Source organism: Halomonas sp. EF61 (assembly GCF_040147045.1).
In the GTDB taxonomy this organism is placed as follows: domain Bacteria; phylum Pseudomonadota; class Gammaproteobacteria; order Pseudomonadales; family Halomonadaceae; genus Halomonas; species Halomonas litopenaei.
Genome location: NZ_JAMSHM010000001.1, coordinates 1,058,634 through 1,084,135, shown reverse-complemented (window position 1 = coordinate 1,084,135; position 25,502 = coordinate 1,058,634). Strand labels below are relative to the sequence as shown.

Sequence of the window (25,502 nt, the reverse complement as noted above, 5' to 3'; positions counted from 1 at the left end):
TGATCATCGCCAGCTTTAGGTATTGCCGATATACCTGAATAGGTGCGGACGGACACTATCGGAACTTTTTGACGTTTAAGTGTCAGGTCCGTGTCCACCATTCGAGGTATTGTCGATTGCTATCAGTGTGGCGCAAGGCAGGAGGGAGGAAAAAGCTTCAACGGTGTCCGTATGATGTGTATCAAGAAAAGTGAATATTCAAAGAAAACCGATGTTTACGACGCCAAAAAAACCCAAGTTTAATTAGCTGTGTACATTTTATTACACTCTGTTTCGCGAGTCGCTCGCATTTAGCTCGCCCACCCACACCAGCAGTTCGGCGATCACCTGGTAGAGACGAGGGGGGATCTGCTCGTCCAGATCGAGCTGCATCAACAGGCCCACCAGCGCCGGTTCATCGTGGACGTGGATGCCCTGGCGACGGGCTTCATCGATGATGCGCTCGGCGATATCGCCGTAGCCCTTGGCGATCACCCTCGGTGCCTGATCATTTTCACCATAGCTCAGAGCTACTGCATGGCGGCGCGAGGGTGTGGGTTGGTCATCGCTCACTTTGCACGCTCCTCGGCGGACCCACGGTCACTCTCGGTGATGGTCAGCTCCACCCGGGCGAAGCCATGCCCCTCGAGGCGCTGTATCAGCGTTTCACGTCCCTGCTCGAGTCGATCCCTCAAGGCCTCGGCGGACGTCGCCAGGCGCAGGCTCAGGTGTTCTTCACCGAGCAGCGCGGACACTCTGAGCGAGCCATGTTCGGCCAGCTCCAGTTCCAGCTCGGTACGCCAGGCGTGTTCCTCGTCCTTGTTGTCATCGCGGCCCTTGCCGCCGCCCTGATGATCCGGCTCCCGTTGCGGGGGATGAATGGCGAGCGCCATGAACAGTCCGCTCCAGACGTCGCCTTCCCAGCGCAGCACCGGGGTGGCCAGCATCTCGAGCTGGTGGCGCACCAGCGGAGCGAGGCTCTCGTGGACGCCGCTTGGGGATGCGCCCTCGCGACGGGCGGCGGCGGCATCGTCCGACGTGCTCGAGACGCCCTGGGCATCGGCGGCGATCGTCGTCGCCAGGCTGGGCAGATAGCCGGCCGGCTGGGAGCTGCGCCAGGGCGCCAGCGGGAAGGCGGGCGCCATGTTCTGTCGAGAGCTCGGTTGAGTGCCCGGTTGAGAGCTCGGTTGAGCGCTCGGTTGCCCGGCCATTGCGCCCGCTTGAGTAGAGAGCCGACCAGAGCCTGAAGCGGGGGAGTGCCCAGAGGTCTGAGCATTCGCCTCGCTGGCCATTGGCCGAAACACCAGGGCGCGCCACATCTGGGGCTCCCGTGCCAGCTGGGCGCGGTCCAGGTTGCCGTGAAACCAGCGATTGAGGTGGGACTCGTAGAACAGGCCGCTGTCGCGCACGCGCTCGCCCAGACGCTCGGCGAGCATCGTGACGGCGGGCCCTGACGGGCCAGTGGCCAGCCCGGCCGTTGCGCTGGTCGCCGTGGTTGCCGTGGTCGCCGGGGCGCCGTGTGTGGCGCCTAGCGTCGACGGCGACGCGCTCTGGGCCGCTTGTTGGGCGGGGCTCGCCGTCAGCAGGGGGGCCGTCGATGCCAGCGCCGAGGGCGGCGCCGGAAAACGCGCCAGCAGCTCGGCGATGCGAGCGCCCGGTGCGCTCAAGCGGGTGATGGTGGAGGCGGGACGATCGCTGTCGGTGGGGACCTCGGCGTTCGGTGTTGCCGGGCGCTCGCCGGTGGTGGCGGCGGCTTGCTGGGGCCGCCGCGCGTCCAGGCGCGAATCGCTATGGACCGCGCCTGGCCCCCGCCCCGGGTCCACCGGCTGGACCGGGGCGTTGGGGTCCTTGGTCGGGGGCACGTCGACACGCTTGCCCAGCACCTGGTGGAGCAGGGTATCGATCAGCGGTGTGATGCCGCTCACGGCGTCTCGCGTCGAAAGCGGGTGCCGGCGCTGACCACCCGGCCACCGGCGTAGGCGCGGTGCAGGTCCTGCTGGTTGCGCGACACCTTGAGCAGTTCGCCGAGTTCGTCACGGCGGTGGACCAGCTTTTCTCGCAGCGCCAGATCATTGACCAGAATGGCCTCCAGCAGGCTGCCCAGGCGCTGGCGCTCGTCGGCGTCGAGGCTTGCCATCGGCGCCGCGCCATCGAGTGCTGCGCCATCGAGTGCCGCGCTGTCGAGTGCCGCGCTGTCGAGAGCGGCAACCTGGCTGACATAGTCGCCCTCGACAGCAATCAGCTCGTCCCAGGCATGGTCGGCGGCCAGCGACAGCATCTGCTCGGTCAGCGCCAGCAGCGCCTCGTAGCGAGACAGCAGGGGGTCTTGGGTAACTGGGCCTTGGGTATCTGGGCCGTGGTACTCGGCAAGCGGTGGCATCTAGGACCTCAAGCGCTCAGGAGTGGGTGGTGGTGCCGATCTCGCGCCAGGCCGAGGCGATATCCTCGATCAGGCGTTCGGCTTCGTCGAGGCCACTGGCGTCGTTGCGCAGGTTGGCGTCGAGCAGGCGGCGCGCTATGTAGTCATAGAGGCTGTCGAGCTGCAGTGCCACCTCGCCGCCCTGTTCGCCGTCCAGCACCGCGCGCAGGCCGCTGTTGACGATATCCAGCGCCTTGGAGATGGCGGCGCCCTTGGCCGGAATATTACCGTCTTCCAGGTGCAGGCGGGCGGCGCGAATCGACGCCTGGGCGCCGTCGAACAGCATCACGATCAACTGGTGGGGGCTGGCCGACATCACGCCGCTCTCCACCCCCATGCGGGCGTAAGCGCCGGCGCCGCGGCCATAGGTGGCCTGTGCTTGTGTCATTGGTTGTCTCCTCGGCTGGGGCTGGCGGGCTCAGGCTACTGGTTCAGCTGGGCGTTCAGCGCATCGAACTGCTGGGTCAGGTAGCTGCTGGTCTGGTTCATGCTGGCGATCATGCTGTCCAGCTGTCCGAATTGGCTGCGGTAGCGCTCCACGGTGGCGTCGATGCTCTGCTCGGTACGCTCGTACTGGCGGTCGAGACTTTCCATGCGGGTCTCGAGCCCGCTGGTGGCGTTGTCGAGCAGGCCGCCGTCGTCGAGGATGGCGCCCAGGGTGTCGTCGAGGCTGTCGGCAAGACCTACCCCGTCCTCGCCACCGGTAAAGAAGTCGGCCAGGTCGCCGCGCTCGCTGGAGATGACCTCGTCCAGGCGCTCGTCATCGAGCTCCAGGGTGCCGTCGAGCTGCAGGGTGATGCCGATATCGCTGAGGGTGCGGAAGTCACCCTGGGCCACGCCGCCGGACAGGGTGCCGCGCAGCCGCGATTCGATGCTGCGCAGGGTGGCGTCGCCGAGCAGTTCGCCCGAGGCACCGCTCTCGGCGTCGAAGCTGGTCAGCGTGCCCATGGTGTCCTTGAGCTCGTTGTAGCTGTCGACGAAGCCGCTGACCGCCTCACGCAGGGCCAGGTTGTTGTACTCGACCTTGACCGTGGTCTCGCCGACGTCGGTCAGGGTCAGGTCGACGCCCTCGATGGCCCCCTCGACGCTGTTGGAGGCACTGGTGATAGCGATGCCGTTGACCGTCAGTGCCGCGTCTTCACCGGCCACCGACTGGTGCATGCCGGCGCCGGTGTCGTCGGGGTCGGGGCTTGCGATGTCGAAGGCCAGCTTGGTCTGCAGCTCGGTATCGGCGGCGTCATCCGGCACGAAGCTCACGGCGCTGATCGACGCCTCGGCGCCGGTCTTGTCGCTCGACAGCACCAGACGGTAGGGGTTGTCGGCGTCGCCGGTATTGATGATCGAGGCGCTGACGCCGGCCTCGGTGTCATTGATGGCGTCGCGCAGTCCCTCCAGGGTGCTGTCTTCCTGGCTCAGGCTGATGCTGACGTCTTCGCCACCCACGGTAAGGCTCAGGGTGCCGGCGCCCAGCTCGCTGTCCCTGGCGTCGAAGCCGTCGCTGGCCAGGCTCTGGGCTCGGGCCAGCCGGGTCACCTCGACGTCGTAGCGGCCGGGGCTCGCCAGTTCGCTGGCGCTGGCACTGATACCCTCGCCCTCGACGCTGCTGGACAGGCTCTGGTAAAGCGCCGGGTCGCCGAGCTTGTCGACCGCCTCCTGGAAGCTGTTCAGCGCGCCTTCCAGGGTGCCGTAGGCGGAGATCTTGGCCTGATAGCTCGCCTGCTGGGCCACGATGGGCTCCAGCTGCTTTTGCTCCGCCGCCTCGAGCTGATCGAGCAGCCCGTTGAGGTCGAGACCGGAACCGATGCCGAGCGATGAGATCGAGGCCATGTCGTCCTTCCTGTGTGATGGGGGCAGTGTGACAGAACGCCGGCAGGCCAGTGGCTCGAACAGGCGTCCTTGTGCTTGGTATATCGTCTTATCGGCGGTTGCTCATTTGACTTGAGCGTCAGGCGCCGATGATCACCTCGGCCTGGATCTCGCCCAGAGCGGCCAGTGTCTCGCCTTCCACCAGCGGGCCGATCAGCGGCTCCCGCGGGACCTGGCTGGGCGGCTTGCCGGCCATGCGCTGTACCCGCGAGGGCCGACCCTGGTCGTCCAGCGCCAGTACCCAGCCGAGCGATGCGTCGTCAAAGCGCACCAGCGAGCCGATCGGGTACAGGCCGAAGCGCCGGATAAAGCGCTTGACCCAGCTGGTGTCGAACTTGTCGGGATGGTCGAGCAGGTAGCGGTAGATCGCCGCGAGACGCCAGGGCGGACGGTCGGGGCGCTGGGCACGCATGGCATCGATGGCGTCGACCACGGCACTGGCCCGGGCCAGCTCACGCAGCTCGTCGTCGCGGATGCCGGCGGGATAGCCACTGCCGTCGAGGCGCTCGTTGATCTGGCAGGCGGTGGCCTCGAACACCGAGGCGTTGATCCAGGCGCAGTGGCTGAGGCGCTCGCGCAGCCAGCCCACGTGCTGGACCAGGCGATTGCGTTCGGCGTCGCCGAAGGTCGGCGTCAGGCGCAGGGGCTCGGGCAGCAGCACCTTGCCCAGGTCATGGATCATGGCGCTGGCGACGATGGACTTGCGCAACTCGCCGGGCAGGCTGTCTTCCAGCAGGTCGATCAACAGGATCGCCACAGACAGGCCGTGGCGTACCGGCCAGGACTCCCGGGTCAGGAACCTCAGCGCGAACAGCACACCGTCGCGGTCCTCGTCGTACAGTGCCAGCAGGTGGTCGGCCTGGCGCGACAGGCGCGGGCCGTGGATGCAGCCGCCCTGAATCAGCTCCATCGCCTGGGCGTGCAGGTAGCCGGCTACGCGGGATAGCCGCTGGGTCATGACGGTGGGGTAGGTTTCCGCCTCGCGACGACCAAGGCGTGGGCCGCGGCGCCCTGCCGGTTGCTGAAACAGCGACGATGGCGGACGCCTGGAATCCACCCCTTCGGCGATGCGCGCAGCCTCGCGTTCGACCTCGCGTACCAGCTTCCACAGGGTGCGATCCTGGTGGGCCCCGACGCCGACGAAGCGAAAGCCGGCCTCGACCAGGCGCCGTTCGGGGTCGAAGCGATGATGTTGCACGACGGCCTGGAGCGCCAGACGGGTGCCATCGGGAAAGCCCAGCTCCAGCGGCACCGGCAGCTCTCTGTTGGTCAGCACAGGAGCGGCGGTGCGCGGGAGGTCGAGGCGACAGCCGTCTACCGACAGATCGATCAGGTCCCCGTGCAGGTCCTGGATATCGCCGTCTCTGAGCACCGCCTCGGCGGACATGCCCAGGCGCAGGCGCGCGCGAAAGCTCTGACGGCGCTGCAGCCGCTCCAGCTGGTCCGGGTAGGGGCAGCGCCATAGCCGGCGCAGCGGCACGCCCTGCCCAGGTGCGCGGCTGACTTCCCGCGACAGCTCCGCCTCACTCGGCGCCGTGGTCACCTCTCCGTCCGCGGCCGTGATCGCCGGAGTGCGGGTGATCATTCCCTCGCAGTAGCCGACCAGACGAAAGGGCTTGCCCTGCTTAAGCTGGCAGTGAAGCCCTTCCACCGCGGTGATGTCCAGGGTGATGGACTCCCCCGGGTCAATCTCCATCAGCAGCACCGGTGTCGGCGTTCCACTGCCTTCTTCCCACGCCAGTGCGGCCCCCTGGGGGCCGCTCAAGCAGTCCAGCAGCCTGGTGATTTCCTGAGGGGCGCGTACTTCTTCGAATTCTTGTTGGTGCGGCACCAGCGGGACTCCTCGACGACATCTGGCATACGTTGTCTCGGAGTATCGGCCGAAGGTGCCGGATCTTTAGGCGGGCAACCTTGCTCGGACTAAACAGTCGGCGGGGATGCTGACACAGGTCAAGCGTTGTCAGGCCTGAGAGTGACGCTTGCGCCGCGAGCGGTCGATGGCGTCGCGCTGGCTGGCCAGGCGATGCTCGCCGAGAAAGCGGGTCAAGCGCTCGAAGGGCATGGGGTGGGCCAGGTGGAAGCCCTGGAAGGCGTCGCAGTGATGCCGCAGCAGGAACTCGTGCTGGGCCTCGTGCTCGATGCCTTCGGCCACCACCATCAACTCCAGGTGGTGGGCCATGGCGATGATCCCCTGGAGGATGGCGCCATCCTCCTGGTTGTCCGGCAGTCCCTGGACGAAGGTGCGATCGATCTTCACCGTGCTGACCGGCAGGTGCTTGAGGTAGCCCAGGCTCGAGAAGCCGGTGCCGAAGTCGTCGATGGCCACCTCGACACCCATGTCGCGCAGCGACTGCAGCGTCTCGATGGCGTTCGGGGTGTCGTGCATCAGGATGCCCTCGGTCAGCTCGAGGGTAAGCTGGTGGGCCTCGATGCCGGTCTGGTTCAGGGTGTCGCGCACGGTCTCGAGGAAGTTGGCCCGGCGGAACTGCAGCGGCGACAGGTTGACCGCCACCGCCAGGCCCTCGAGGCCGGCCTCGTTGAGGAGCTGCAGGTCGCTGCAGGCGCGGGTCAGCACCCAGTGGTTGATGGCGATGACCTGGCCGGTTTCCTCGGCCAGGGCGATAAAGTCCTGGGGCGGCACCTGGCCGCGTACCGGATGTTCCCAGCGCAACAGCGCCTCGACCCCGATGATCGCCCGGTGGTTGTCGAACACCGGCTGGTAGTGCAGGCGTAGCTGCTCACCGTCGATGGCGGCCTGCAGATCATGGCGCATCGCGACCCGCTCGTTTACCCCCCAGGTGATGTCCTGGCTAAAGTGCTGCAGCGCATTGCGTCCCTGGTGCTTGGCCTGGTACATGGCCATGTCGGACTGCTGCAGCAACTGCATCGGTTCGATGGTGACGTCGCTGGACACTGCCACCCCGATGCTGGCGGTGACGTGCAGCTCATGCTCGTCGACCCGGTAGGCCTGGGCCACCCTCGGCAGCAGGCGTTCGGCCAGGGTCACCGCCTGTTCGGGCTCGTCGAGGTCCGGCAGCAGCACCACGAACTCGTCGCCTCCGAAGCGGGCCACGGTATCCCCGGGCCTGAGCGCCTCGGTGAGCCGCTGGGCGACCTGGATCAACACCTTGTCGCCGACGTCGTGGCCGAGGCTGTCATTGATCGGCTTGAACTCGTCCAGGTCGATGAACAGCACGCCAAGGTGGTGGGACTGGCGCTTGGCCAGGGCGAAATCGTGGCGCAGGCGATCCTCGAACAGGGCGCGATTGGCCAGGCCTGTCAGGGCATCGTGGCTGGCATGGTAGGCCAGGCTCTCCTCGTAGGCCTTGTGCTCGGAGATGTCGTGCTGGACGCCGACGAAGTGAGAGACCTCGCCTTCGCTGTCCATCACCGGCGAGATGTAGAGGTCGTTCCAAAAGGCCTCGCCGTTCTTGCGATAGTTGAGCAGGGTGGCGCGGACTTCGCTGTGGTTTGCCAGCTGGCGGCGAATGCGTCCGACCACCTGGGGGTCGCTTTCCTCGCCCTGCAGGAAGCGACAGTTGCGCCCCAGCACTTCTTCCTCGGGATAGCCGGTCATGCGCATGAAGGCCGGGTTGGCGTAGATGATCGGCAGCTCCGGCGAGCGCGCATCGGCGATCACGATGCCATTGATGCTGGCCTCGACGCTGCGCTGCAGGATGCGCAGCTGGGTCTCCTGGGCGTGGCGTTCGGTCACATCCTTGGCGATGCCGAAGGTGCCGCTGATGTCGCCGTCGATGATGATCGGCAGGTTGGTGATGTCCATCACCCGCCTGCCCAGGGGGGTGATGATGGGCAGGGTGTAGCGGGTGACCTCGCCCTTGAGCGTCTTGCGCACCGCGTCGCGCACCCAGGAGCGATCCGTTTCCTTGACGAAGAGTTCGTAGTGGCGCCCCAGGATGTCGCCCAGTGGTACCCCGGTAAGGGTCGAGCAGGTGGTGTTGGCAGCGACGAAGATGCCTTCGTGGTCGAGGGAATAGATGGCGTCGGGGTTGTAGGTGAACAGTGAACGGTAGCGCTGTTCGCTCTGGAACAGCGCCTGGCGGTCCTGGTCGCGTTCCACCGCCAGGGCAACCAGCTCCAGGCAGCGCTCGATACGCCGGCTGGGCTCGGCCTGCCGGGTCGGCTCGTGACGAAAGAACAGGCTGACCACCCCCAGCAGACGTTCATCGCTGGCGATGACCGGGTAGGCCCAGCAGGCCTTCAGCTCGCCGTCGCGCAGGCGCGGGTGCACGCCGGCGCAGGCCGGGTCCTCGGTGATGTCGTCGCTGGCCCGTGGGGCCCTCGCCTCGGCGGCGCTGGCCCAGGTGCCGAAGGTGCCGCCCACCGGGGTCCTGGCGAGCAGCGGTGCCATCTCAGACGGCAGGCTGCGACCCGCCGCCAGGCTCAGGGTCTCGCCGCCGGGGTCCAGCGTCAGGACCGTGGCGATGGCGTCGGGCAGGTGACCCTCGAACAGCCTGCAGCAGGCCTCCAGGGTCTCGGTCAGTGGCGCCTCCCGGGCGATCATCGACTGGATCCCCTGGTAGCTCTCGAGCTGGTCCTGGGCGGCCACCAGGCTCTGGGTCTGCCACAGCAGGGTGCGCATCAGCGACAGGCTGATGGCCAGGCTGTAGGACATGATCAACCCGATCAGGGTGATCAGCGCCGGCAGGCTGCCGGCCAGCCACCATGCGCTGTCCGGGCCTGGCAGTGCGCGCAGGGACAGGGTGCGGCCGTCCAGCTCCAGAGTGTTCTCGGCCAGCCGGGGAAGGGTCGGGTCCTTGACCTCCCAGGTGTCGTCGCCGAAACCGCACCACCAGACGCCCTGGCTGTCGGTGATGGCCAGCAGGGTGCGGTCGGCAACGCTGCGGTGACTGGGGGCCAGGGTGCCGGGCAGGTCGATGCAGGCGACCAGGCGGAGGTCGTCATCGGCCAGGGTCCTGACCATGCGTGCCGACGTCGCCAGCGGGTTGTCGGGCAACTCCAGCCGTAGTTCGCCACGGGCCGGCCTGGGCAGTGCCTCGCTCAAGTGGCAGACGCTGTCCTGAGCACGCCGTGAGCGCAGCCATAGCCGCTCGTCGCCGCGATACAGCGCCAGGCTCTCGAGGCTCTGCACGTCGCGCAGGTAAAAGGTGATGACGTCGGCCAGGGCATTGGCGTCGGTCGTCTGCTCGCCGGTGCGGTTGGCCAGGCGGTCGAGCCAGCGTTGGTGCAGCGCCATCTGGCCGCGTGCGCGCTCTTCGATGTTGGTCAGGGTGTTGGCGGCGTCCTGCTGGACGTGGCTCTGGCGCACATGATTGAGCGACAGCCAGGCCAGACTGCTGAGCAGCACCCCGGCACAGGCTACGGCGATGCTGGCGCGCTGCAGGCGCAGCGGGCGGTGGGGTGGGCGTGAGGCCGCCACCAGCGAGGCCGGGCCAGCGATCAGGTAGAGCAGGCACACCGCCATGGGCGAGGTGCTGCGGGTCACCTCCCAGACTCTGGGTGCCTGGCCAGGAATCACCAGCCAGACGGTAAAGATCGCGCCGATCAGCAGCAGCAGCCCCCCCGACAACCGCCACCAGAAGGGGCCCTGGCGATGCTCCACCCCGATCATCAGGGCCACGCAGCCCGGCAGCATTGCTAGCCCCGCCCAACTGGTCATGCGCGGGCCGCCGGTCAGCAGCGACTGCACGTCGGCAGGGCCGCTGGCGACCAGGTCATGGACGATGGCGTACAGCGCCAGCAGCATCATCATCAGACCGCAGACGCTGCGGCCACGCGGTCTGCGCAGCACCTGCAGCAGAACGCCGCCGCCGCCAGCGAGGCTTGCCAGCGCCACATCGGGCACCAGCAGCGGCTGTTCCACCGGGTGGATCAACCAGGCGGCGAGACCCGCAGCGCCGACCATCAGCATTCCGCTGGAGGCCATCAGCAGCCAGGCATCTTCCGCCACATCGCGCAGTCTAAACGGCATCCTACCCACGACCCCCTTGGCGACCCTACTTCCGGGCGCTCATTTCCTTGTCCTTCCGACGCTATGACGAAGACTCGCCATCCTCACAGCATGGCAGGCGACAGCGTTGATAGCGGCCACCGTGGTGCGTCTACCGCCCGAGGCAAAGGCGCCTTTGGACGGGCGGTCCGGTATCCCTGGACGCGTTTGCTCGAAATGGCACCAAAACAGTCTTCAACATACCTCAATCACCCGCGAGTGCTAGCCCCTGATGTCAGCATCCACTACCAGAGTCAGCGTCCAGCAAGGGCGCGAGGGGGACAACCGTAGAGAAGATGCGTCAGCGAATAGGCACAAAGACGGCACAGGAAAGCATGCAGAACAGTCGCAGACCCGATGGGAGGCGGGTGCCGACCTGATAAAGGGCCGATGAAGAGCCGGTGAAGAGCCGGTGAAGAGCAGCCGCGGTCGGCCCAGCAGGCGGTCAAGCAAGCCCCCAGACAAGAGTCCAGGCAAGAGCCCAGGCAAGAGCCCAGGCAAGAGCCCAGGCAAGAGCCCAGGAAAGAGCCTTCCAAAGAAATTTTCCCGCCAGGGCTAAAGCTTTTCGACGAGCCACCGATAAAGAGGGTAACGGCCAACGGCGCCGTTGCGGCAGGCCAAGACGGTCCGCCAATGGAGCCCAACTCTTTAAGGAAGGATGACACCATGTCCGTGATCAATACCAATATCACTTCCATGATTGGTCAGCAGAACCTCAACGCGTCCAAGAGCGCCCTGACCACCTCCATGGAGCGCCTGTCCTCCGGCCTGCGCATCAACAGCGCCAAGGACGACGCCGCCGGCCAGGCCATCGCCAACCGCATGAGCAGCCAGATCACCGGTCTGTCCCAGGCCCAGCGTAACGCCAACGACGGTATCTCCATCGCCCAGACCACCGAAGGCGCACTGAACCAGGTCAACGATAACCTGCAGCGTGTGCGTGAGCTTACGGTTCAGGCATCCAACGGCACCAACTCGCAGTCTGACCTCGAGTCGATCCAGAATGAAATTGATCAGCGTCTCGACGAAATTGATCGTATTTCTAAAGAAACTGACTTCAATGGAACTAGGGTCCTAGACGGCTCGAAAACTGATATCAAGATTCAGGTTGGTTCAGAAGATGGGCAAACTATCTCAATCAACTTGGGCAAGATCGACTCCGAAACGTTGAGCCTAAAGGATTTTCGAGTTGCAGATGGCATCGATGAGACTAAAGTCACTTCGGCTGCTGCTACTAGTGCGCGTGTTGGTGATAAAGTCACCTTAAGCGTTCAGGCAGATGGTAACTCCGGAACAAAGTTAGAATCTGATGGGGTTTATCAACTTTCTGATGGCACGGGTTATGTCGTAAAAGCGAAGGACGGAACCTATCATACTGCTACCATTACTGATAGCTCTGGTGCGGTAGCTTGGGATTCTAGTGGTACTGCTGTGAGTGCTAATCTCGTTAATGAAGATGATGAAATAACTGCTGTTAAAAAAAGCGTTAACCTGGATGCAGGTAATCTAGCAGCAGGTCAAACAGTTCACGATTATAAAAGCACGGATGATGGTGCGCCTGATTATGTTATTAAAGATGCGTCCGATCCGGGTAATGTGAAATATTACGAAGCTAAAATCGATTCTGATGGTGTTGTTTCAGCTGGAAAAGAGCTCAGTACGGCTAAGAAAACTGACGACCCCCTGGCGGCGCTCGATAGTGCGCTTAGCCAAGTCGATGATCTGCGCTCAGATCTCGGTGCTATCCAGAACCGCTTCGAGTCGGCGATCACCAATCTGAGCACCAACGAGACCAACCTGTCTGCCGCTCGTTCGCGTATCGAAGACGCCGACTACGCGGTGGAAGTGGCTAATATGACCCGCGCCCAGATCCTGCAGCAGGCCGGTACCTCCGTGCTGGCCCAGGCCAACCAGGTGCCGCAGTCCGTGCTGTCTCTGCTGGGCTAATAGCTCGGTGGGTTGTCAGCCCTCGGCTGACGTGTTCCTCAGCGGGCCGCGCATTTACGACCCAACCCCGACAGGCGCCTCTGGCGCCTGTCGGCATTTATAGGCCCGGCCAACCTTGTTGCGGCTATCTCGGTCACGGCAGTCTCGGTCACGGCAGTCTCGGTCACAGGCCCCCCCATCAGCAGCTGTCTTGGCCCCAGGAGTCACCAATGAATAGCACCCACCCGTTAAGCGTTTCTCAGGATGTCCTGGTCGAAGATGTCCTGATTGAAGGTGCCGTGGAGGCTGTCTCCGATGAGGCCCTGTTGGATGCGCTTGCCCGCTATCAGGAGGTGGTGGCCTGGGCGAGTGAGTTAATCGAACGCTTCGAGGCGACGGGTATGCAGGACGCCATGGGCGAGGACTACCGTCATCTGCTCGATATTCATCGGCAGGCTATGGTGGGGCAGGCGGAGCTGGCATTGCGACTCACCTAGGGCTTGTCTGAAAAGTGCCTGTGCTCCTCGAGCCTTTTCCCGTCCCAGCGTGACGCCTCCGCATCCCTGCTTCTCTTCCATCTCTCAACCCTTTGTCTATCCTCTGTCTTCCTTCTGTACGCTCACTTCCTCTTTTCGCCTCTCTTCATCTCGCTCTCTCTTCTCAGGCCCTGTCTTCTCACGCTCCTGTCTTTTCTCTTTCCTTTCTCCCCTCTCCCCTGTCCCCTTTCTCTCCTCCTTCTCCCCCCCCCATAACGATAGCCAGCCGGGCTGAGCTATTCATCGTATCTATCTTTCGCAAAGGTCAGTGGGCGACGCCTAGGCCATTCGCCTGACGCCCCTGGTGCTGCTTCTGTCCTGAGCTTTTTCTGTTCCACGTCGTAGCGACAAAAACTCAATCAAAACAGTTAATTGCAATAATATCTTCCGCATCCACTAAGACGTTTGTCTTATCTGTCATCCCTTGTGTTCTCCTGGCTCCTCGACTAGTTTCTCCCTCACTAGCTAGATTCATCTGATCAATTGTCTCAACAACCACTACAAGGAGTCACTTGTGGATGCATCCTCTACCGCGGCGGCTGAGCAACAGTCGGCGCCGGAAAAGTCCTCTTTTCTGCACAGGGGCATGACCTTGCCCTTTGTGCTTATCGTCACCTGCTTTGCCGCCTGGGGGCTCGCCGGCAATCTGACCGATCCCCTGGTGTCGGTGTTCGGCTCGGTGTTCTCGATGAGCGCGCTGCAGGCATCGCTGGTGCAGTTCGCCTACTACGGCGCCTATTTTGCCCTGGCGATCCCGGCGGCCTGGATCAATTCGCGCCTGGGCTACAAGGGTGGCGTGCTGATCGGCCTCCTGCTGGCGGCCACCGGGGGGCTTCTGTTCATGCCGGCCTCCCAGATGATGACCTACTCGATGTTCCTGGTGGCGCTGTTCACTCTGGCGGCCGGGCTGTCGATCCTCGAAACCTCGGCCAACCCCTACGTGATGGCGATGGGCCCGCGCGAGAACGCCACTCGGCGGCTGAATTTCGCCCAGTCCTTCAACCCGGTGGGGTCGAACCTGGGGGTGCTGCTGGCCGCGGTGTTTATCCTGCCCCACGTCAATCCGGCCACCGCCGAGCAGCGCGCCTCGCTGACTCAGGAGGCGCTGACCGAGATGCAGTCGGCAGAATTGCAGGCGGTGATGGGTCCCTACATCACCCTGGCGCTGGTCTATGTGGTGATCGCCATCGCCATCGCCATGGTGCGGGTGCCGCGCCACGAGGCGCTGATGGCGGACCGCAAGAGCGAGACGGTGGCGCTGTCGGGAAGTCGTCTCGGGCGGCTGGTGCGCAACCGTCGCTACGCCTTCGGGGTGGTGGCGCAGTTCTTCAACGTGGCCGCCCAGACCTGCACCTGGACCTTCACCATCCACTACGTGACCGAGGCGCTGGGCGTCGGCAGTGAAGAGGCCGGCTACTGGCTGCAGGCCTCCCTGCTGGTCTTCCTGGTGTCGCGCTTCGTCATGGTCGGTGTCATGGGTCGGGTAGACCCGCGCAAGCTGATGACCGGGATGTGCGTGCTCGGCGTCGCGCTGTCGCTGGTGGCGGTATTCAGCGGCAACCTGCTCGGCGCGGTGGCCCTGGTGCTGCTGAGCGCCTGTATCTCGCTGCTGTTCCCCACCATCTACGGCATCTCGCTGGAAGGGCTTGGGCAGGACACCAAGTACGGCGCCGCCGGCCTGGTGATGGCGATCGTCGGTGGCGCCCTGGTGCCGCTGGCCCAGGGCTGGCTGATCGATATCACCTCGGCCCAGACCAGCTACCTGGTGGTGGCGGTGTGCTTCGCGGTGATCGTGGCCTTCGGCGTCTATGTACAGCGTCATCCGCGGCCCGAGACCAGCAACGAGGGTGATCTGGCCTGAGCTGGCGTCTCTTGAACTGGCAGCGCCTTAACGCGAATCGGGGGTGTCCCGCAGCACCACGGCGACCTGAGCGAGGTGAGTCTGCATGGCGGCATGGGCGCCCCTGGGGTCGCCGGCGACGACGGCATTGAGGATGGCCAGGTGCTCCTGGTGGGTGATGGCGATACGACCGCCGAGGTGGATCGATTGCCACAGCCGCATCCGCAGGGTCGGTCGCGACAGCGCCTCGAGCAGGGCGACCAGCACGGGGTTGCGGGAAATCCTCGCCAGGCTGAGGTGGAACTCCAGGTCGGCGGCCATGGCACCTTCGTGGTCCAGCGCCTGGATGGCGGGCTCGGCCTCGGCCAGTACGGCCTTCAGGCGCTCGATGTCCTCATCGGTTCGTCGCAGCGCCGCCACCGCCGCGGCCTCCACCTCCAGCGCCTGGCGCACATTGTGCAGGTCGCGGGACGAGGTCCCGGCCTGGATGCCCGCCCAGAACTCCAGGGGCTTCAGCAGCAGCCCCGGGTCCAGCGAGGTAACGGTGGTGCCGGAGCCCTGGCGGGTCTCGAGGATGCCCATGGCGACCAGCGCCCTGACCCCTTCACGCAGCGAGCTGCGCGAGACAGCGAAGCGGGTGGCGAGGATCGACTCGACGGGCAGGCGGTCGCCGGAGGCGATTTCACCGGAGACGATCATCTCCTGGATGCCTTGCACCACCACCTCGTACTGGGAGGGGCGGCGTTGGTCGCTGTCGGACGGGGGCGGCGGCGTCATGGCAGGGGCTCCGGCTCGGAAGGGGTGATCGAATCCCGCCATTCTATCGAAAACTTCGGCAGCACTTTAATACATCTGATGAATCTGGAGGACGATACGTGTCCGTCATCACCTCAATCGAACTGGTGGATCTGCGTTTTCCCACCTCGGACAGCAGCGACGGCTCCGACGCGGTCAACAAGGACGCCGACTACTCGGCGGCCTATCTCAGGCTGGTCACCGATGACCGCGCGCTCTATGGATGCGGCTTCACCTTTACCATCGGTCGCGGCAACGAGATCTGCCTGCAGGCCATGGAGGCCCTCGCCCAGCCGCTGGTCGGCCGGGACGCGGCCGAGGTCTGCCGGTCTCCGGGGGCGGTCTATCGTGAACTCGCCGCGGATTCACAGCTTCGCTGGCTGGGCCCGGACAAGGGGGTGGTGCACCTGGCGCGGGCGGCGGTGATGAACGCCGTCTGGGACCTGGCGGCCCGGCATGCAGGAGTGCCGCTGTGGCGTCTGGTCTGCGAGATGGAGCCGGAGGTGCTCGTCGAGCAGTTGGATCTCAGCTACCTGGGTGACGTGCTGAGCGCCGAGGAGGCGGCGGCGATGCTCAAGGAACAGCGGCCCTTCCAGCAGGAGCGCATCGCCGAGCTGAGCGAGCAGGGCTTTCCCTGCTACACCACCTCAGCGGGGTGGCTCGGCTATTCGGACGAGAAGCTGGCCCGCCTGTGCCAGGAAGCGATGGACGAGGGTTACCGCCATATCAAGCTCAAGGTCGGCGCCAATCCCGAGGACGACGAACGTCGCCTGGGGATCGCTCGCTCGGTGATCGGCCCCGACGTGGCGCTGATGATCGACGCCAACCAGATCTGGGAGGTGCCCGAGGCCATCGAGCGGGTCGAGGAGCTTTCCCATCACGACCTCTTGTGGATCGAGGAGCCCACCAGCCCGGATGACGTACTGGGGCATCGCAGCATCGGCGATGGCGTGCGCCCGCTTGGCATCGGCGTCGCCACCGGCGAGCACGGCATGAACCGGGTGCTGTTCAAGCAGTTGCTGCAGGCCAACGCGGTCGACTACGTGCAGATCGACTCCTGCCGTCTTGCCAGCGTCAACGAGATCATCCCGGTGCTGCTGATGGCCAGGAAGTTCGGCAAGCCCGTCTGCCCCCACGCCGGCGGGGTGGGGCTGTGCGAGCTGGTCAACCATCTGGTGATGATCGACCACATCGCGGTGTCGGGTCCTGTGGAGGGGCGGGTGGCCGAATTCGTCGATCACCTGCACGAACACTTCGTCGACCCCTGCGTCGTGCGAGATGGCGCCTATACATTGCCGCGTGAGCCGGGGTATTCCTCCGAGATCAAGGCCGAGACGCTGGCGGCCTGGGCCTGGCCGAACGGCACCGAGTGGACCCGTCGGCGCCAGGCGGTGCCGGCATGATCCGCGGCCCGCTGCTCAATCCGCCATTGCTCGAGGGCCTGGCCGCCGCCGGACACGGCGCCAGGGTGCTGGTGGCCGACGCCCTCTACCCGCATTCGACCGGTGCGCCGCCAGCGGCGAGCCGGGTCTACCTCAACCTGTGCGAGGGCATGGTGCCGGTGTTGTCGGTGATGGAGACGCTGGCCCAGGCGGTGTTCGTGGAAGAGGTCACCTTCATGGCCGACGCCGAGGGCGGCGCCTCGGAATCGGTGGTCGAGTGCCGCCAGCGGCTGGCCGACCACCGCCATGGGGGAGGCCAGCAGATCGCCTGGTCGAGCCTGGATCGCTGGGCCTTCTATGACGCCTGCCGCGGACCTGAGGTGTGCCTGGTGGTGGCCACCGGCGAGTGCCGCCCCTACTCCAACTTTCTGCTGACCATAGGCGTTCCGTGATGATCGATACCCACCTTCACGTCTGGGACACCGGTGCGGTGCGGATTCCCTGGCTTGCCGATGCGGGCCTGCCCGCCAGGGCGCCGATTCCCGATGGCCAGGACCGCCGCTACGTGCTGGTCGAGGCTGACGCCCCGGATCCCGCCGAGGAAGCCGCCTGGCTGATCTCGCTGGCCCAGCAGGACCCGCGGGTCCACGGCGTGGTGGCGAGCGTCGCGCTGGAGCTTCCCCAGGCCGAGCGGGCGCTGGCGAGTCTGGCCGAGGTGCCCCAGGTGGTCGGCGTCAGACGCCTGCTGCAGGACCGGGAGCTGTTTGATTCGGCGGCCCTTGTCGAGGGCCTGAAGCACTTGGCCGACTGGGGCCTGCCCTTCGATGCCTGCGTCAGGGACCGGGAGCTGCCGCGCCTGTTGGCGTTGCTCGAGCGGGTACCGGAGCTGACGGTGGTGCTCGACCATATGGGCAAGCCGAACCCGCGTGATGGCGTCGCGCGAGACGCCTGGCAGCGCAATCTGGCGCGCCTGGCCGAACTCGACAGGGTCCACTGCAAGCTGTCCGGGCTGCCGGCGGAGTGCCGCGACGCCGATGAGCTCGAGCGCCACGCCGCGGACATCGTCGACGTGGCGCTTGAGACCTTCGGTGCCGAGCGCTGCCTGCTCGGCAGCGACAGCCCGATCAGCCAGGACCCCAAGGACTGGTGCGAGCGGGCGCTGGCGCGGGTGCCCGCAGAAAAGCGCCAGGCCGTTGCCGAGGACAACGCCTTGAACATCTATCACAGGAGGGATGCCCGATGACCACATCGCCGATCGCCAGCCGTCTGCCGCCCAAGCTGCGCCGTGCCTTCGAAGGCCTCGGCGTCGGCGCGGCGCAGTTCGGCAACATGGGCAAGGTCACCCCCGAACAGGACTGCCTGGCCGCCGTGGACACCGCCTGGGAGCTGGGGTTGAGGTTTTACGACACGGCCCCGCACTACGGGCTCGGGCTGTCCGAACAGCGCCTGGGCAAGGCGCTCAAGGGACGCTCGCCGGACGACTACGTTATCTCCACCAAGGTGGGGCGCCTGCTGGAGCCAAATCCTGCCCCGCAGGGCAGCGATGAGGCCAACGGCTTCCACGTGGCCGATGACCTGACCCGGCGCCGTGACTACACCGCCGAGGGCGTCAGGCAGAGCCTGGAGGCGTCGCTTGCGCGCCTCGACATGGCGTCGGTGGACATCCTCTGGATCCATGACCCGGAAGAGCCCACGGATCGCTTCGAGGAAGCCCTGGCGGGGGCGGTCCCCGAGCTCGAACGCCTGCGCGAGCAGGGCAGGATCGCGGCCTGGGGCGTGGGCTCCAAGGACGCCGGTATGCTCAAGCGCTTCGTCGATCAGGCCAGGCCCGACCTGATCATGCTGGCCGGTCGCTACACCCTGCTGGAGCAGGAGCAGACAGGACTGATGAGCGCCTGTCTTGAGCGCCAGGTCGGTGTGGTCGCCGTCGGCGCCTTCAATTCGGGCCTGCTGGCGCGTGACGAGCCTCCCGCCGACGCCTGGTACGAGTACGGCCAGGCACCGCAGGCGGTGCTCGAACGTGCCCGCGAACTCGCCGCAGTGGCGCGAGCCCACGGCGTCAGCCTGCCGGCGGCGGCGCTGGCCTTCCCGTGGCGCCACCCCGCCGTGGTCAACGTCATGGCCGGAATGCGCTCGCCTGAGCAGGTGAAGCGAAATCATGCACTGGCCTCGTGCGATATCCCCGAGGCCTTCTGGAACGAACTGCAGGCGCGAGGCCTGCTGAAGGAGAACACATGAAGCTGTTGCGCCGTGGAACGATGGGTAACGAGATGCCGCTGGTCGAGGTCGAAGGCGTGCTCTATGACGCCTCGCCGGTGGGCGACTTCGGGCCAGGCTTCTGGAAGGACAACGGCGTGGCGCGTCTTCGCCAGCTGCTGGACGCCGGACGGCTGACCGCCGTCGAGCTTGCCGACGAGGTTCGCCACGGCTCGCCGGTGGCGGCGGTGGGCTCGGTGATCTGCATCGGCCAGAACTACGCCGCCCACGCCGCCGAGTCCGGCGCCGAGCCCCCGAAGCAACCCATCGTCTTCTTCAAGACGCCCAACACCGTCGCCGGCCCCGACGATACCGTCACCATCGCGCGCGGTTCGGAAAAGACCGACTGGGAGGTCGAGCTCGCCATCGTGATCGGCAGCACCGCCAGCTACTGCGACTCGCTGGAGGAAGCGGCCAGTCATATCGGAGGCTATGTGCTCGCCAACGACCTGTCGGAGCGCAAGTTCCAGCTCGAGGTCTCCGGCGGCCAGTGGAGCAAGGGCAAGTGCAGCCCGGGCTATATGCCACTGGGCCCCTGGATCGTGACCGCCGACGCCTTCGATCCCGCCGATGTGGGCCTGCGCTCCTGGGTCAACGGCGAGCCACGCCAGGACTCCCGCACCTCGGACATGATCTTCGGCTGCGCCGAGATCGTGCGTGATCTGTCGCAGTACATGCAGCTCGAGCCCGGCGACGTCATCTCTACCGGAACCCCCGAAGGGGTAGCGGTCTCGGGGCGCTTCGACTACCTCAAGCCGGGCGACGTGGTCGAGGTGGAGATCGACGGCCTGGGCCGCCAGCGTCAGACCTTTCGTGCCTGGGAGGGCTAATCCATGACAGCTCGATTCGAAGGACGGGTGGCCATCGTCACCGGCGGCGCCTCGGGCATCGGTGCGGCGATCGCCGACTGCCTGGCCAGTGAGGGCGCCCGCGTCGCCGTACTGGATCGCGAAGATCCCGCCAATCAACACCACTGGGAAGCGTGCGATGTCGCCAGCAGCGAGCAGGTAGAGCGCGCGGTGGCAGCCGTCGCCAGTGCGCTGGGGCGTATCGATATCGTGGTCAACAACGCAGGCATCGGTGCCCAGGGCGACGTCGCGGGCAACCCGGATGAGGAGTGGGCGCGTGCCTGGGAGGTCAACGTCGCCGGCATGGCGCGGGTGTCTCGGGCGGCGCTGCCTCATCTGCGCGAGTCGGACGCCGCCGCCATCGTCAATACGGCGTCCATCGCCGCCACCGCGGGGATTCAGCAGAGGGCCCTGTACTCGGCGACCAAGGGCGCCGTGCTGGCCTTGACCAGAGCCATGGCGGCCGACCACCTGCAACAGGGCATTCGGGTCAACTGTGTCTCGCCCGGCACCGCGGATACCCCCTGGATCGGCCGCTTGCTTGCGCAGGCGCCTGACCCCGAGGCCGAGCGTGCCGCGCTGGAGGCTCGCCAGCCCCACGGACGGCTGGTCGCCGCCGCCGAGGTGGCCCAGGCGGTGGCCTATCTGGCCGATCCCGCCAATCGCTCGACGGTGGGGGTCTGCCTGCCGGTGGACGGTGGCATGGACGCCCTGCGCCTGCGTCCGCGCTAGCCCTGTTCATGTAAAAACCGTTCATGTCGGTCCTCAAGAGTACGCCGGCCTCGCCGATAGTGGTTATATTAGGTAATGCGCACCGCTTACCTCTATTTGGGCAGGGCTCATGGCTAAGGATCGATCAGCGGGCTTGGGCCCGACGTCGCTGTTGCAGGCGGCTTCCGCCGGCAAGGTCGCCCGGCATCCCTCGGTGGTGGCGGGGCTGGTGCTGGACCGCGCCCCGGTGGGGCTGGCGCTGATCGATGCCAACGACCGCCTGTTATGGGCCAACACCGCGCTGACGGAGTTGGCCTGTCCCACCGGTGGCGAGCTGCAGGGCCGCAATCTCAACGAGCTGTTTCGCCCCTTCGTCAATCTGCTGGGGGAGCGGGGCAGCTACCATACCCTGTCACCCGGCGAGGACTGGCAGCAGGCCTGGCTTGCGGTGGATGACAGCGCCAGCGCCCGGCTGGGGCTGATGTCCTGCGTGGCCTTCGACCGAGGCGCCGATGCGTCCCTGGACGCCGGCACCGATCCGCTGATGTGGCTGGTCACCTTCGTCGATCTCGACGCCGACGCCGACGCGGTACTGGATCGCCGCCATGCCGATATCGGCAACGTGGCCAGTACCTGGATCTTCGAGGACCGCCTGTCCCACGCTTTCGATCGCGCCGACCGTCTTGGTCAGCGCCTCGGCGTGATGCTGGTCGAGCTGCACGGCCTGTCGCGCATCCTGGTGGACCATGGTGGCGAGATGGCGTCGCGGGTGTCGCGCCGGGCCGGACGCCGACTGGTCAACGTGCTGCGCCGGGAAGACAGCGTGGTGCAGATCGATCGCGAACGCTGGGGGGTGCTGCTCGAGCATCCGGTCACGCCGGAGACCATGCAACTGGTGGCCGACCGCTGCCTCGAAGCGCTGGAACCCCCCTTTACCCTGCCCGGCTATCAGCCTGCCCTGATCGAGCCGCGCATCGGCATCGTCCTGTGTCCGGAAGACGGCGAGGAAACCGGCGAGCTGCTGGCCCACGCCGAAAAGGCGCTGGAAGAGGCCGTGCCCGGAGGTTTCGCCTTCTACGACGGCAGCCTGCAGCGTCTGATGGAGCGCCAGCAGCGCTTCCGTCACGAGCTGCAGGAAGCGCTGATGTTCCCCGATCAGCAGTTCTTCCTGGTGTATCAGCCCCAGTTCGATCTGCTCACCCGGCGCTGCTGCGGGCTCGAGGCGCTGGTGCGCTGGCGCCATCCCCAGCGTGGCGAGGTGGCGCCGGCAGAATTTGTCGCGCTCGCTGCCGATATGCAGCTGGTCGACCGGCTAGATCGCTGGGTGCTCAAGGAGGTGGTGGCCCAGCGCAGGCGCTGGCGCGAGGCCGGCTCCGAGCTGGGTGACTGGGATATCTCGGTGAACATTCACCACCGCCTGCTGGATCAGGCCGGCTTCGATGGCCGCGCCCTGGATCTCTACCTGCGCCAGCTATGCGAGTCTGGCGCGAAGGGGGAGGCGGGTGCCCAGGAAGAGGCGGGCGGCCACTATCGCCACGAGTGCCTCGACTGGTTGTGCCTGGAGGTGGATGGCGCGGGGTTGTTCGAGGTGGGCCACCGCCAGTCCCACCTGTTAAGGCGTATCGTCGCTTTGGGCGTGCGGCTCGGCGTCGATGGGCTGGGCCGCTCCCCGGTGGATCTGTTCGGCATGGCCTCGCTGCCGGTGACCCTGGGCAAGCTGGGGCCGGAGACCCTCAAGACCCTGGCCGATCCCTCCACCAGCATGCGCCAGAGCGTGGCGGCGCTGATGCGCTGCCTCGAGGCGCTGGAGTTCGTCGCGGTGGCGGTCGGGGTCGAGACCGCCGAACAGCTCGATACCATCAAGGCGCTGGGGCTTGTCCGGATTCAGGGACGTCTTGTCGGTGCGCCGCTGGAAAGCGAGGCCCTGGTGGGCTGGGCGGCCTCCGGCGCGCATCCCGCGATAGCGATCTGAGCCAGGCATTGATGCCGCCAAGGTGGCAGGGTCGGGCAGGTGTTTCCGAGAGGAGGCGTCAGGCCGAGACGTTGAGCCGAGAGGGTTGCAGCCGGGTGCGGCCGTCGGGCTGGTAGACGCTGGCGTTGGCGATGCGGTGGATCTGGTCGAGCATGCGCTGGTTGTGCTCCATGCGCAGGGCCAGCAGTTCGCCACAGCGCAGATTGGCGCGGGAGACTTCCCTGGCGAGTGCCATGGTGGCCTGCCAGGCGGCTTCGCAGCCGGCGTCACGGGCGGCTTGCAGGGTGCCCTCGCGGTCGTCGGGGTAGCCCAGTCGGCACTGCACCTGATGGCGGCGCGCCTCCGTCTCGGCAAGCCTTTGCTGGATCTCGGACTTCTGGCCGGCGAGCGCCACCAGCGCCTCGCTGTCGACCTGGCCCTGGACCAGGCACTCCTGTTCCTCGCCCAGCAGGGCCAGCAGCTCGGCGAGTCGCTCACGCTGCTGGTCGAGCAGTCGGGCAAGACTCACGACTGCGAGCCCTCTGAGCCATCGCCGAGCATGTCGCGGACGCTGTCGATCAGGCCGTCGGCGATGCGTTCGGGATGGATTTCCAGGCGTCCCTCGCGGATGGCGTCACGAATCTGTTCGACCCGGGCGCTGTCGATGTCCTGGCTGGTGTCCGCTGCCGGGCGGCTCAGGTGGGCCTGGGCACCGGCTTCGATACCGGCGCCAGCGGCTTTTTGCGTCTCGCTTTGCTGGAGCTTGTCGCTCTGCTGCGTCCCCTCGCTGTGGGCGGGGCGGGTCAGAGGATGTTGCGAATCGATCTTCACGGGCAAGGCCTCACGAGAATGGCGATGGGACCAGGCGCTGGCTGTCGCCGTTGATCCGAATGTCTGCGTCTATGTACATCATCGGCCGCAAGAACAAGAACTTTAGGTCTGGCGCACCAGCCGGTTTTTAACGCCGTATTACCGAGCGCAGCTGCTTCGTGGACATGTCCTGAGCGTTTTACGAAAAGTCGCCGAGCGAAGGTTAGACAAGGCAAAAATCGGAGAGACAGCGCAGTTTACTAGCAGTAAATGAGCATGTTGATCCGGTTTTTAACGCCGTATTACCGAGCGCAGGCACTTTTCATCAACGTCCTAGTAGGTTACCGCCAGCCGGCCGTGTTCCACCACCCGGGCGTCGAGGATCTGGCGCCGATCCACCCTTACCCGCACGATATCGCCGAGGCCGCCGGCCTCCAGCGCTTCGCCCTGGCGACTGATGCGAAAGCCCCGCCCACTGGCTTCCACCGCGACCTGCTCGCCGCGTCGCACCAGCTTGGGTGACGTCAGCTGATGAGCCGACAGCGCCTGGCCCTGGCGAATCCCGCGTCGGGCGATCTGACCGATGGCCGCCTGTGGGTCAGTCAGCGCCTGGGACGGCAGTCGGCTTACGTCGAAGCGCTCGCTGGTCAGCATGTCCGCGCTCAGGCGCTCGCCGGGGGCGATGTCCCGCGCCGCCACCAGGCGCTCGCCCAACCGGGTGATTTCGGCCTGCAGATAGCGGCTGCGATGACGCTCACCCTCGCAGCGAAGACCCACCGAGACGCGTCCGGCCAGCCGACTCCCCGCCCGGGGCAGGAAGGGCTCAGGCTGGCGGCAGTCGGCCAGGCTCGCCGCCGGCGGGAATACCTGGATCTCCAGATCGCCCGGCCGGGCGCCGTCGGCCAGGGCCTGCTCGAACAGAAAGCTCTCCACCCGTGTCAGCGCTTCCCCGGTGCCCGCATCGATACCGCCGTCAACGGCTGTCTGGCCGCTGGCCTGGGCGGCGGCGTAACCGGTACTGGCGGCAAAGCCTGAGCTTACACACAGCACCAGCGCCGCCCGGGCGATGACCCAGGACAGGGAAGCAGTGGCTTGTACAACAGATGAGGATCGAGACATCGGGTTACCGGTGGTCGGTGCGATCTTTAGCGCCCGGGGCCGTTTGAAGGGCGCTTTCCTGGCCATTCAAGGGCCATGGCACACCAGTGTAGAGAAGCCGGCATCGACGCATGGTCTGAAATGGGCGTGGTAATGGGGGCTGTTCACGGCTTTGTGCAGACAGGGGCCTGGGTATTCTCCATCGTCGAACCCCTTGTCTCTTTGTTCCCTTGCTTACGGAGCGCACCGGGATGATCGATCAGCTCGAGGCCTCGCTCGCTTTTCACCAGCAGGCCCTGTCGCTTAGACAGGAACGCCAGAAGGTCCTGGCCAGCAATATCGCCAATGCCGATACCCCCGGCTACAAGGCACGCGACATGGACTTTTCCCAGGCCCTGGAAGCCGCGACCAAGGGGGCGAATCAGCCGGGTCTGGCCCTGGCGCGGACGTCCAGCCATCACCTGTCGGGCCATGGTCAGGCCATGTCGCTTGGCGGCAGCGAGCTCAAGTACCGCGTACCGGAGCAGGCCAGCCTCGACGGCAACACCGTGGACATGGACCGCGAGCGGGCCGCCTTCACCGACAACTCGGTGCGTTACCAGGCCGCGCTGACGATCCTCAACAGTCGCATCCAGGGCCTCAAGCAGGCCATGCAGCCCGAGCAGTAAGCCCGGTCCATCTCAGTTTCCAAGCAGGGAGAGCGCCCCATGTCGATGTTTTCGATCTTCGATATCTCCGCCTCGGCGATGTCAGCCCAGGCCCAGCGCATGAACGTCACCGCCAGCAACATGGCCAACGCCGACAGCGTGGCCGGCCCCGACGGCGAGGCCTACCGCGCCCGCCAGGCGGTGTTCGAGTCCCGTGCCGCCAGCGACGGCATCGGCGGTGTCGGTGTGCGCGAGGTGGTCGAGGACCCCTCGCCGCTGCGCCAGGAGTATCGTCCCGAGCACCCGCTGGCCGATGACGCCGGCTACGTGGCGATGCCCAACGTCGACCCGGTGGGCGAGATGGTCAACATGATCTCCGCCTCCCGCTCCTATCAAGCCAACGTCGAGGTCATGAACACCAGCAAGCAGCTGATGCTCAAGACCCTGACCCTGGGCGAGGGCTGATC

General features: G+C 65.9%; 23 protein-coding genes. 12 read left to right on the top strand and 11 right to left on the bottom strand.

The annotated features are described in order from the left end of the window. Positions 1 to 261: 261 nt before the first annotated feature. The 7 genes from NFI08_RS04660 to NFI08_RS04630 all read right to left on the bottom strand — a co-directional run bounded on the left by NFI08_RS04660 (position 262) and on the right by NFI08_RS04630 (position 10,217). Positions 262 to 552, bottom strand: coding sequence for an EscU/YscU/HrcU family type III secretion system export apparatus switch protein (locus NFI08_RS04660; RefSeq protein ID WP_349587598.1), 291 nt, complete (start codon positions 550 to 552; stop codon positions 262 to 264). Then, a complete protein-coding gene (fliK, locus tag NFI08_RS04655; protein WP_349587596.1) occupies positions 549 to 1,904 on the bottom strand; it encodes a flagellar hook-length control protein FliK in 1,356 nt (451 codons plus the stop codon). Before fliK ends, NFI08_RS04660 begins: the two co-directional genes overlap by 4 nt. After that, a complete protein-coding gene (fliT, locus tag NFI08_RS04650; RefSeq protein ID WP_349587593.1) occupies positions 1,901 to 2,359 on the bottom strand; it encodes a flagellar protein FliT in 459 nt (152 codons plus the stop codon). The genes fliK and fliT overlap by 4 nt, the downstream gene beginning before the upstream one ends. 16 nt (positions 2,360 to 2,375) lie before the next feature. Beyond that, on the bottom strand, positions 2,376 to 2,786 hold the full coding sequence (gene fliS / locus NFI08_RS04645; protein ID WP_045994764.1) for a flagellar export chaperone FliS: 411 nt from the start codon (positions 2,784 to 2,786) through the stop codon (positions 2,376 to 2,378). A 35-nt stretch (positions 2,787 to 2,821) separates the two neighbouring features. Continuing rightward, positions 2,822 to 4,225 (bottom strand): flagellar filament capping protein FliD, encoded by a 1,404-nt coding sequence (gene fliD, locus NFI08_RS04640; protein ID WP_124804594.1) that lies wholly within the window; start codon positions 4,223 to 4,225, stop codon positions 2,822 to 2,824. A 118-nt stretch (positions 4,226 to 4,343) separates the two neighbouring features. After that, positions 4,344 to 6,095, bottom strand: coding sequence for a PilZ domain-containing protein (locus NFI08_RS04635; RefSeq protein ID WP_349587588.1), 1,752 nt, complete (start codon positions 6,093 to 6,095; stop codon positions 4,344 to 4,346). Positions 6,096 to 6,224: 129 nt separating this feature from the next. Next, positions 6,225 to 10,217, bottom strand: coding sequence for a sensor domain-containing phosphodiesterase (locus NFI08_RS04630; protein WP_108448569.1), 3,993 nt, complete (start codon positions 10,215 to 10,217; stop codon positions 6,225 to 6,227). 684 nt (positions 10,218 to 10,901) lie between these two features. Between NFI08_RS04630 and NFI08_RS04625 the strand changes: the two genes are divergently transcribed. From NFI08_RS04625 to fucP, 3 genes are all read left to right on the top strand, one after another. Continuing rightward, entirely contained in the window at positions 10,902 to 12,182 is a 1,281-nt protein-coding gene (locus tag NFI08_RS04625) for a FliC/FljB family flagellin (protein WP_349587583.1), read from the top strand. A gap of 209 nt (positions 12,183 to 12,391) precedes the next feature. Further along, entirely contained in the window at positions 12,392 to 12,658 is a 267-nt protein-coding gene (locus NFI08_RS04620; RefSeq protein WP_349587580.1) for a hypothetical protein, read from the top strand. A gap of 553 nt (positions 12,659 to 13,211) precedes the next feature. Continuing rightward, positions 13,212 to 14,558: an L-fucose:H+ symporter permease gene (gene fucP, locus NFI08_RS04615; protein WP_222568662.1), complete on the top strand. Its 1,347-nt coding sequence runs from the start codon at positions 13,212 to 13,214 to the stop codon at positions 14,556 to 14,558. 27 nt (positions 14,559 to 14,585) lie between these two features. Here fucP and NFI08_RS04610 read toward each other — a convergent pair whose 3' ends face one another. Continuing rightward, on the bottom strand, positions 14,586 to 15,314 hold the full coding sequence (locus tag NFI08_RS04610) for a FadR/GntR family transcriptional regulator (protein WP_162816418.1): 729 nt from the start codon (positions 15,312 to 15,314) through the stop codon (positions 14,586 to 14,588). A 98-nt stretch (positions 15,315 to 15,412) separates the two neighbouring features. Between NFI08_RS04610 and NFI08_RS04605 the strand changes: the two genes are divergently transcribed. The 7 genes from NFI08_RS04605 to NFI08_RS04575 all read left to right on the top strand — a co-directional run bounded on the left by NFI08_RS04605 (position 15,413) and on the right by NFI08_RS04575 (position 22,501). Then, positions 15,413 to 16,735: an L-fuconate dehydratase gene (locus tag NFI08_RS04605; protein ID WP_349587575.1), complete on the top strand. Its 1,323-nt coding sequence runs from the start codon at positions 15,413 to 15,415 to the stop codon at positions 16,733 to 16,735. Continuing rightward, positions 16,732 to 17,166 (top strand): RbsD/FucU domain-containing protein, encoded by a 435-nt coding sequence (locus NFI08_RS04600; protein WP_349587573.1) that lies wholly within the window; start codon positions 16,732 to 16,734, stop codon positions 17,164 to 17,166. Before NFI08_RS04605 ends, NFI08_RS04600 begins: the two co-directional genes overlap by 4 nt. Further along, on the top strand, positions 17,166 to 17,957 hold the full coding sequence (locus tag NFI08_RS04595) for an amidohydrolase family protein (protein WP_349587570.1): 792 nt from the start codon (positions 17,166 to 17,168) through the stop codon (positions 17,955 to 17,957). Before NFI08_RS04600 ends, NFI08_RS04595 begins: the two co-directional genes overlap by 1 nt. Further along, positions 17,954 to 18,952, top strand: coding sequence for an aldo/keto reductase (locus NFI08_RS04590; protein WP_349587567.1), 999 nt, complete (start codon positions 17,954 to 17,956; stop codon positions 18,950 to 18,952). Before NFI08_RS04595 ends, NFI08_RS04590 begins: the two co-directional genes overlap by 4 nt. Further along, positions 18,949 to 19,800: a fumarylacetoacetate hydrolase family protein gene (locus NFI08_RS04585; RefSeq protein ID WP_253029275.1), complete on the top strand. Its 852-nt coding sequence runs from the start codon at positions 18,949 to 18,951 to the stop codon at positions 19,798 to 19,800. Before NFI08_RS04590 ends, NFI08_RS04585 begins: the two co-directional genes overlap by 4 nt. 3 nt (positions 19,801 to 19,803) lie before the next feature. Further along, positions 19,804 to 20,550: an SDR family NAD(P)-dependent oxidoreductase gene (locus NFI08_RS04580; protein WP_349587563.1), complete on the top strand. Its 747-nt coding sequence runs from the start codon at positions 19,804 to 19,806 to the stop codon at positions 20,548 to 20,550. A gap of 109 nt (positions 20,551 to 20,659) precedes the next feature. Beyond that, positions 20,660 to 22,501 (top strand): EAL domain-containing protein, encoded by a 1,842-nt coding sequence (locus NFI08_RS04575; protein ID WP_287163781.1) that lies wholly within the window; start codon positions 20,660 to 20,662, stop codon positions 22,499 to 22,501. 58 nt (positions 22,502 to 22,559) lie between these two features. Here the strand turns inward: NFI08_RS04575 and flgN are convergent, their stop codons facing one another. From flgN to flgA, 3 genes are all read right to left on the bottom strand, one after another. After that, complete coding sequence (flgN, locus tag NFI08_RS04570) at positions 22,560 to 23,009, bottom strand: flagellar protein FlgN (protein ID WP_045994752.1); 450 nt, start codon at positions 23,007 to 23,009, stop codon at positions 22,560 to 22,562. Beyond that, complete coding sequence (gene flgM, locus NFI08_RS04565) at positions 23,006 to 23,311, bottom strand: flagellar biosynthesis anti-sigma factor FlgM (RefSeq protein WP_349587558.1); 306 nt, start codon at positions 23,309 to 23,311, stop codon at positions 23,006 to 23,008. The genes flgN and flgM overlap by 4 nt, the downstream gene beginning before the upstream one ends. Before the next feature lie 312 nt (positions 23,312 to 23,623). Further along, positions 23,624 to 24,409, bottom strand: a complete 786-nt coding sequence (gene flgA / locus NFI08_RS04560) for a flagellar basal body P-ring formation chaperone FlgA (protein ID WP_349587555.1) — start codon at positions 24,407 to 24,409, stop codon at positions 23,624 to 23,626. Between the two features lie 230 nt (positions 24,410 to 24,639). Between flgA and flgB the strand changes: the two genes are divergently transcribed. Further along, positions 24,640 to 25,056: a flagellar basal body rod protein FlgB gene (gene flgB, locus NFI08_RS04555; RefSeq protein ID WP_108132049.1), complete on the top strand. Its 417-nt coding sequence runs from the start codon at positions 24,640 to 24,642 to the stop codon at positions 25,054 to 25,056. A 39-nt stretch (positions 25,057 to 25,095) separates the two neighbouring features. Beyond that, on the top strand, positions 25,096 to 25,500 hold the full coding sequence (gene flgC / locus NFI08_RS04550; RefSeq protein ID WP_045992584.1) for a flagellar basal body rod protein FlgC: 405 nt from the start codon (positions 25,096 to 25,098) through the stop codon (positions 25,498 to 25,500). Positions 25,501 to 25,502: the final 2 nt, after the last annotated feature.

Coding starts and splice junctions, on each gene's coding strand:
- NFI08_RS04625 (WP_349587583.1), top strand. CDS start 10,902: ATGTCCGTGATCAATACCAATATCACTTCCATGATTGGTCAGCAGAAC.
- NFI08_RS04585 (WP_253029275.1), top strand. CDS start 18,949: ATGAAGCTGTTGCGCCGTGGAACGATGGGTAACGAGATGCCGCTGGTC.
- flgC (WP_045992584.1), top strand. CDS start 25,096: ATGTCGATGTTTTCGATCTTCGATATCTCCGCCTCGGCGATGTCAGCC.
- fliD (WP_124804594.1), bottom strand. CDS start 4,225: ATGGCCTCGATCTCATCGCTCGGCATCGGTTCCGGTCTCGACCTCAAC.
- NFI08_RS04610 (WP_162816418.1), bottom strand. CDS start 15,314: ATGACGCCGCCGCCCCCGTCCGACAGCGACCAACGCCGCCCCTCCCAG.
- fliT (WP_349587593.1), bottom strand. CDS start 2,359: ATGCCACCGCTTGCCGAGTACCACGGCCCAGATACCCAAGGCCCAGTT.
- NFI08_RS04620 (WP_349587580.1), top strand. CDS start 12,392: ATGAATAGCACCCACCCGTTAAGCGTTTCTCAGGATGTCCTGGTCGAA.
- fliS (WP_045994764.1), bottom strand. CDS start 2,786: ATGACACAAGCACAGGCCACCTATGGCCGCGGCGCCGGCGCTTACGCC.
- flgA (WP_349587555.1), bottom strand. CDS start 24,409: ATGTCTCGATCCTCATCTGTTGTACAAGCCACTGCTTCCCTGTCCTGG.
- NFI08_RS04595 (WP_349587570.1), top strand. CDS start 17,166: ATGATCGATACCCACCTTCACGTCTGGGACACCGGTGCGGTGCGGATT.
- NFI08_RS04630 (WP_108448569.1), bottom strand. CDS start 10,217: ATGCCGTTTAGACTGCGCGATGTGGCGGAAGATGCCTGGCTGCTGATG.
- NFI08_RS04580 (WP_349587563.1), top strand. CDS start 19,804: ATGACAGCTCGATTCGAAGGACGGGTGGCCATCGTCACCGGCGGCGCC.
- NFI08_RS04575 (WP_287163781.1), top strand. CDS start 20,660: ATGGCTAAGGATCGATCAGCGGGCTTGGGCCCGACGTCGCTGTTGCAG.
- flgB (WP_108132049.1), top strand. CDS start 24,640: ATGATCGATCAGCTCGAGGCCTCGCTCGCTTTTCACCAGCAGGCCCTG.
- NFI08_RS04600 (WP_349587573.1), top strand. CDS start 16,732: ATGATCCGCGGCCCGCTGCTCAATCCGCCATTGCTCGAGGGCCTGGCC.
- NFI08_RS04590 (WP_349587567.1), top strand. CDS start 17,954: ATGACCACATCGCCGATCGCCAGCCGTCTGCCGCCCAAGCTGCGCCGT.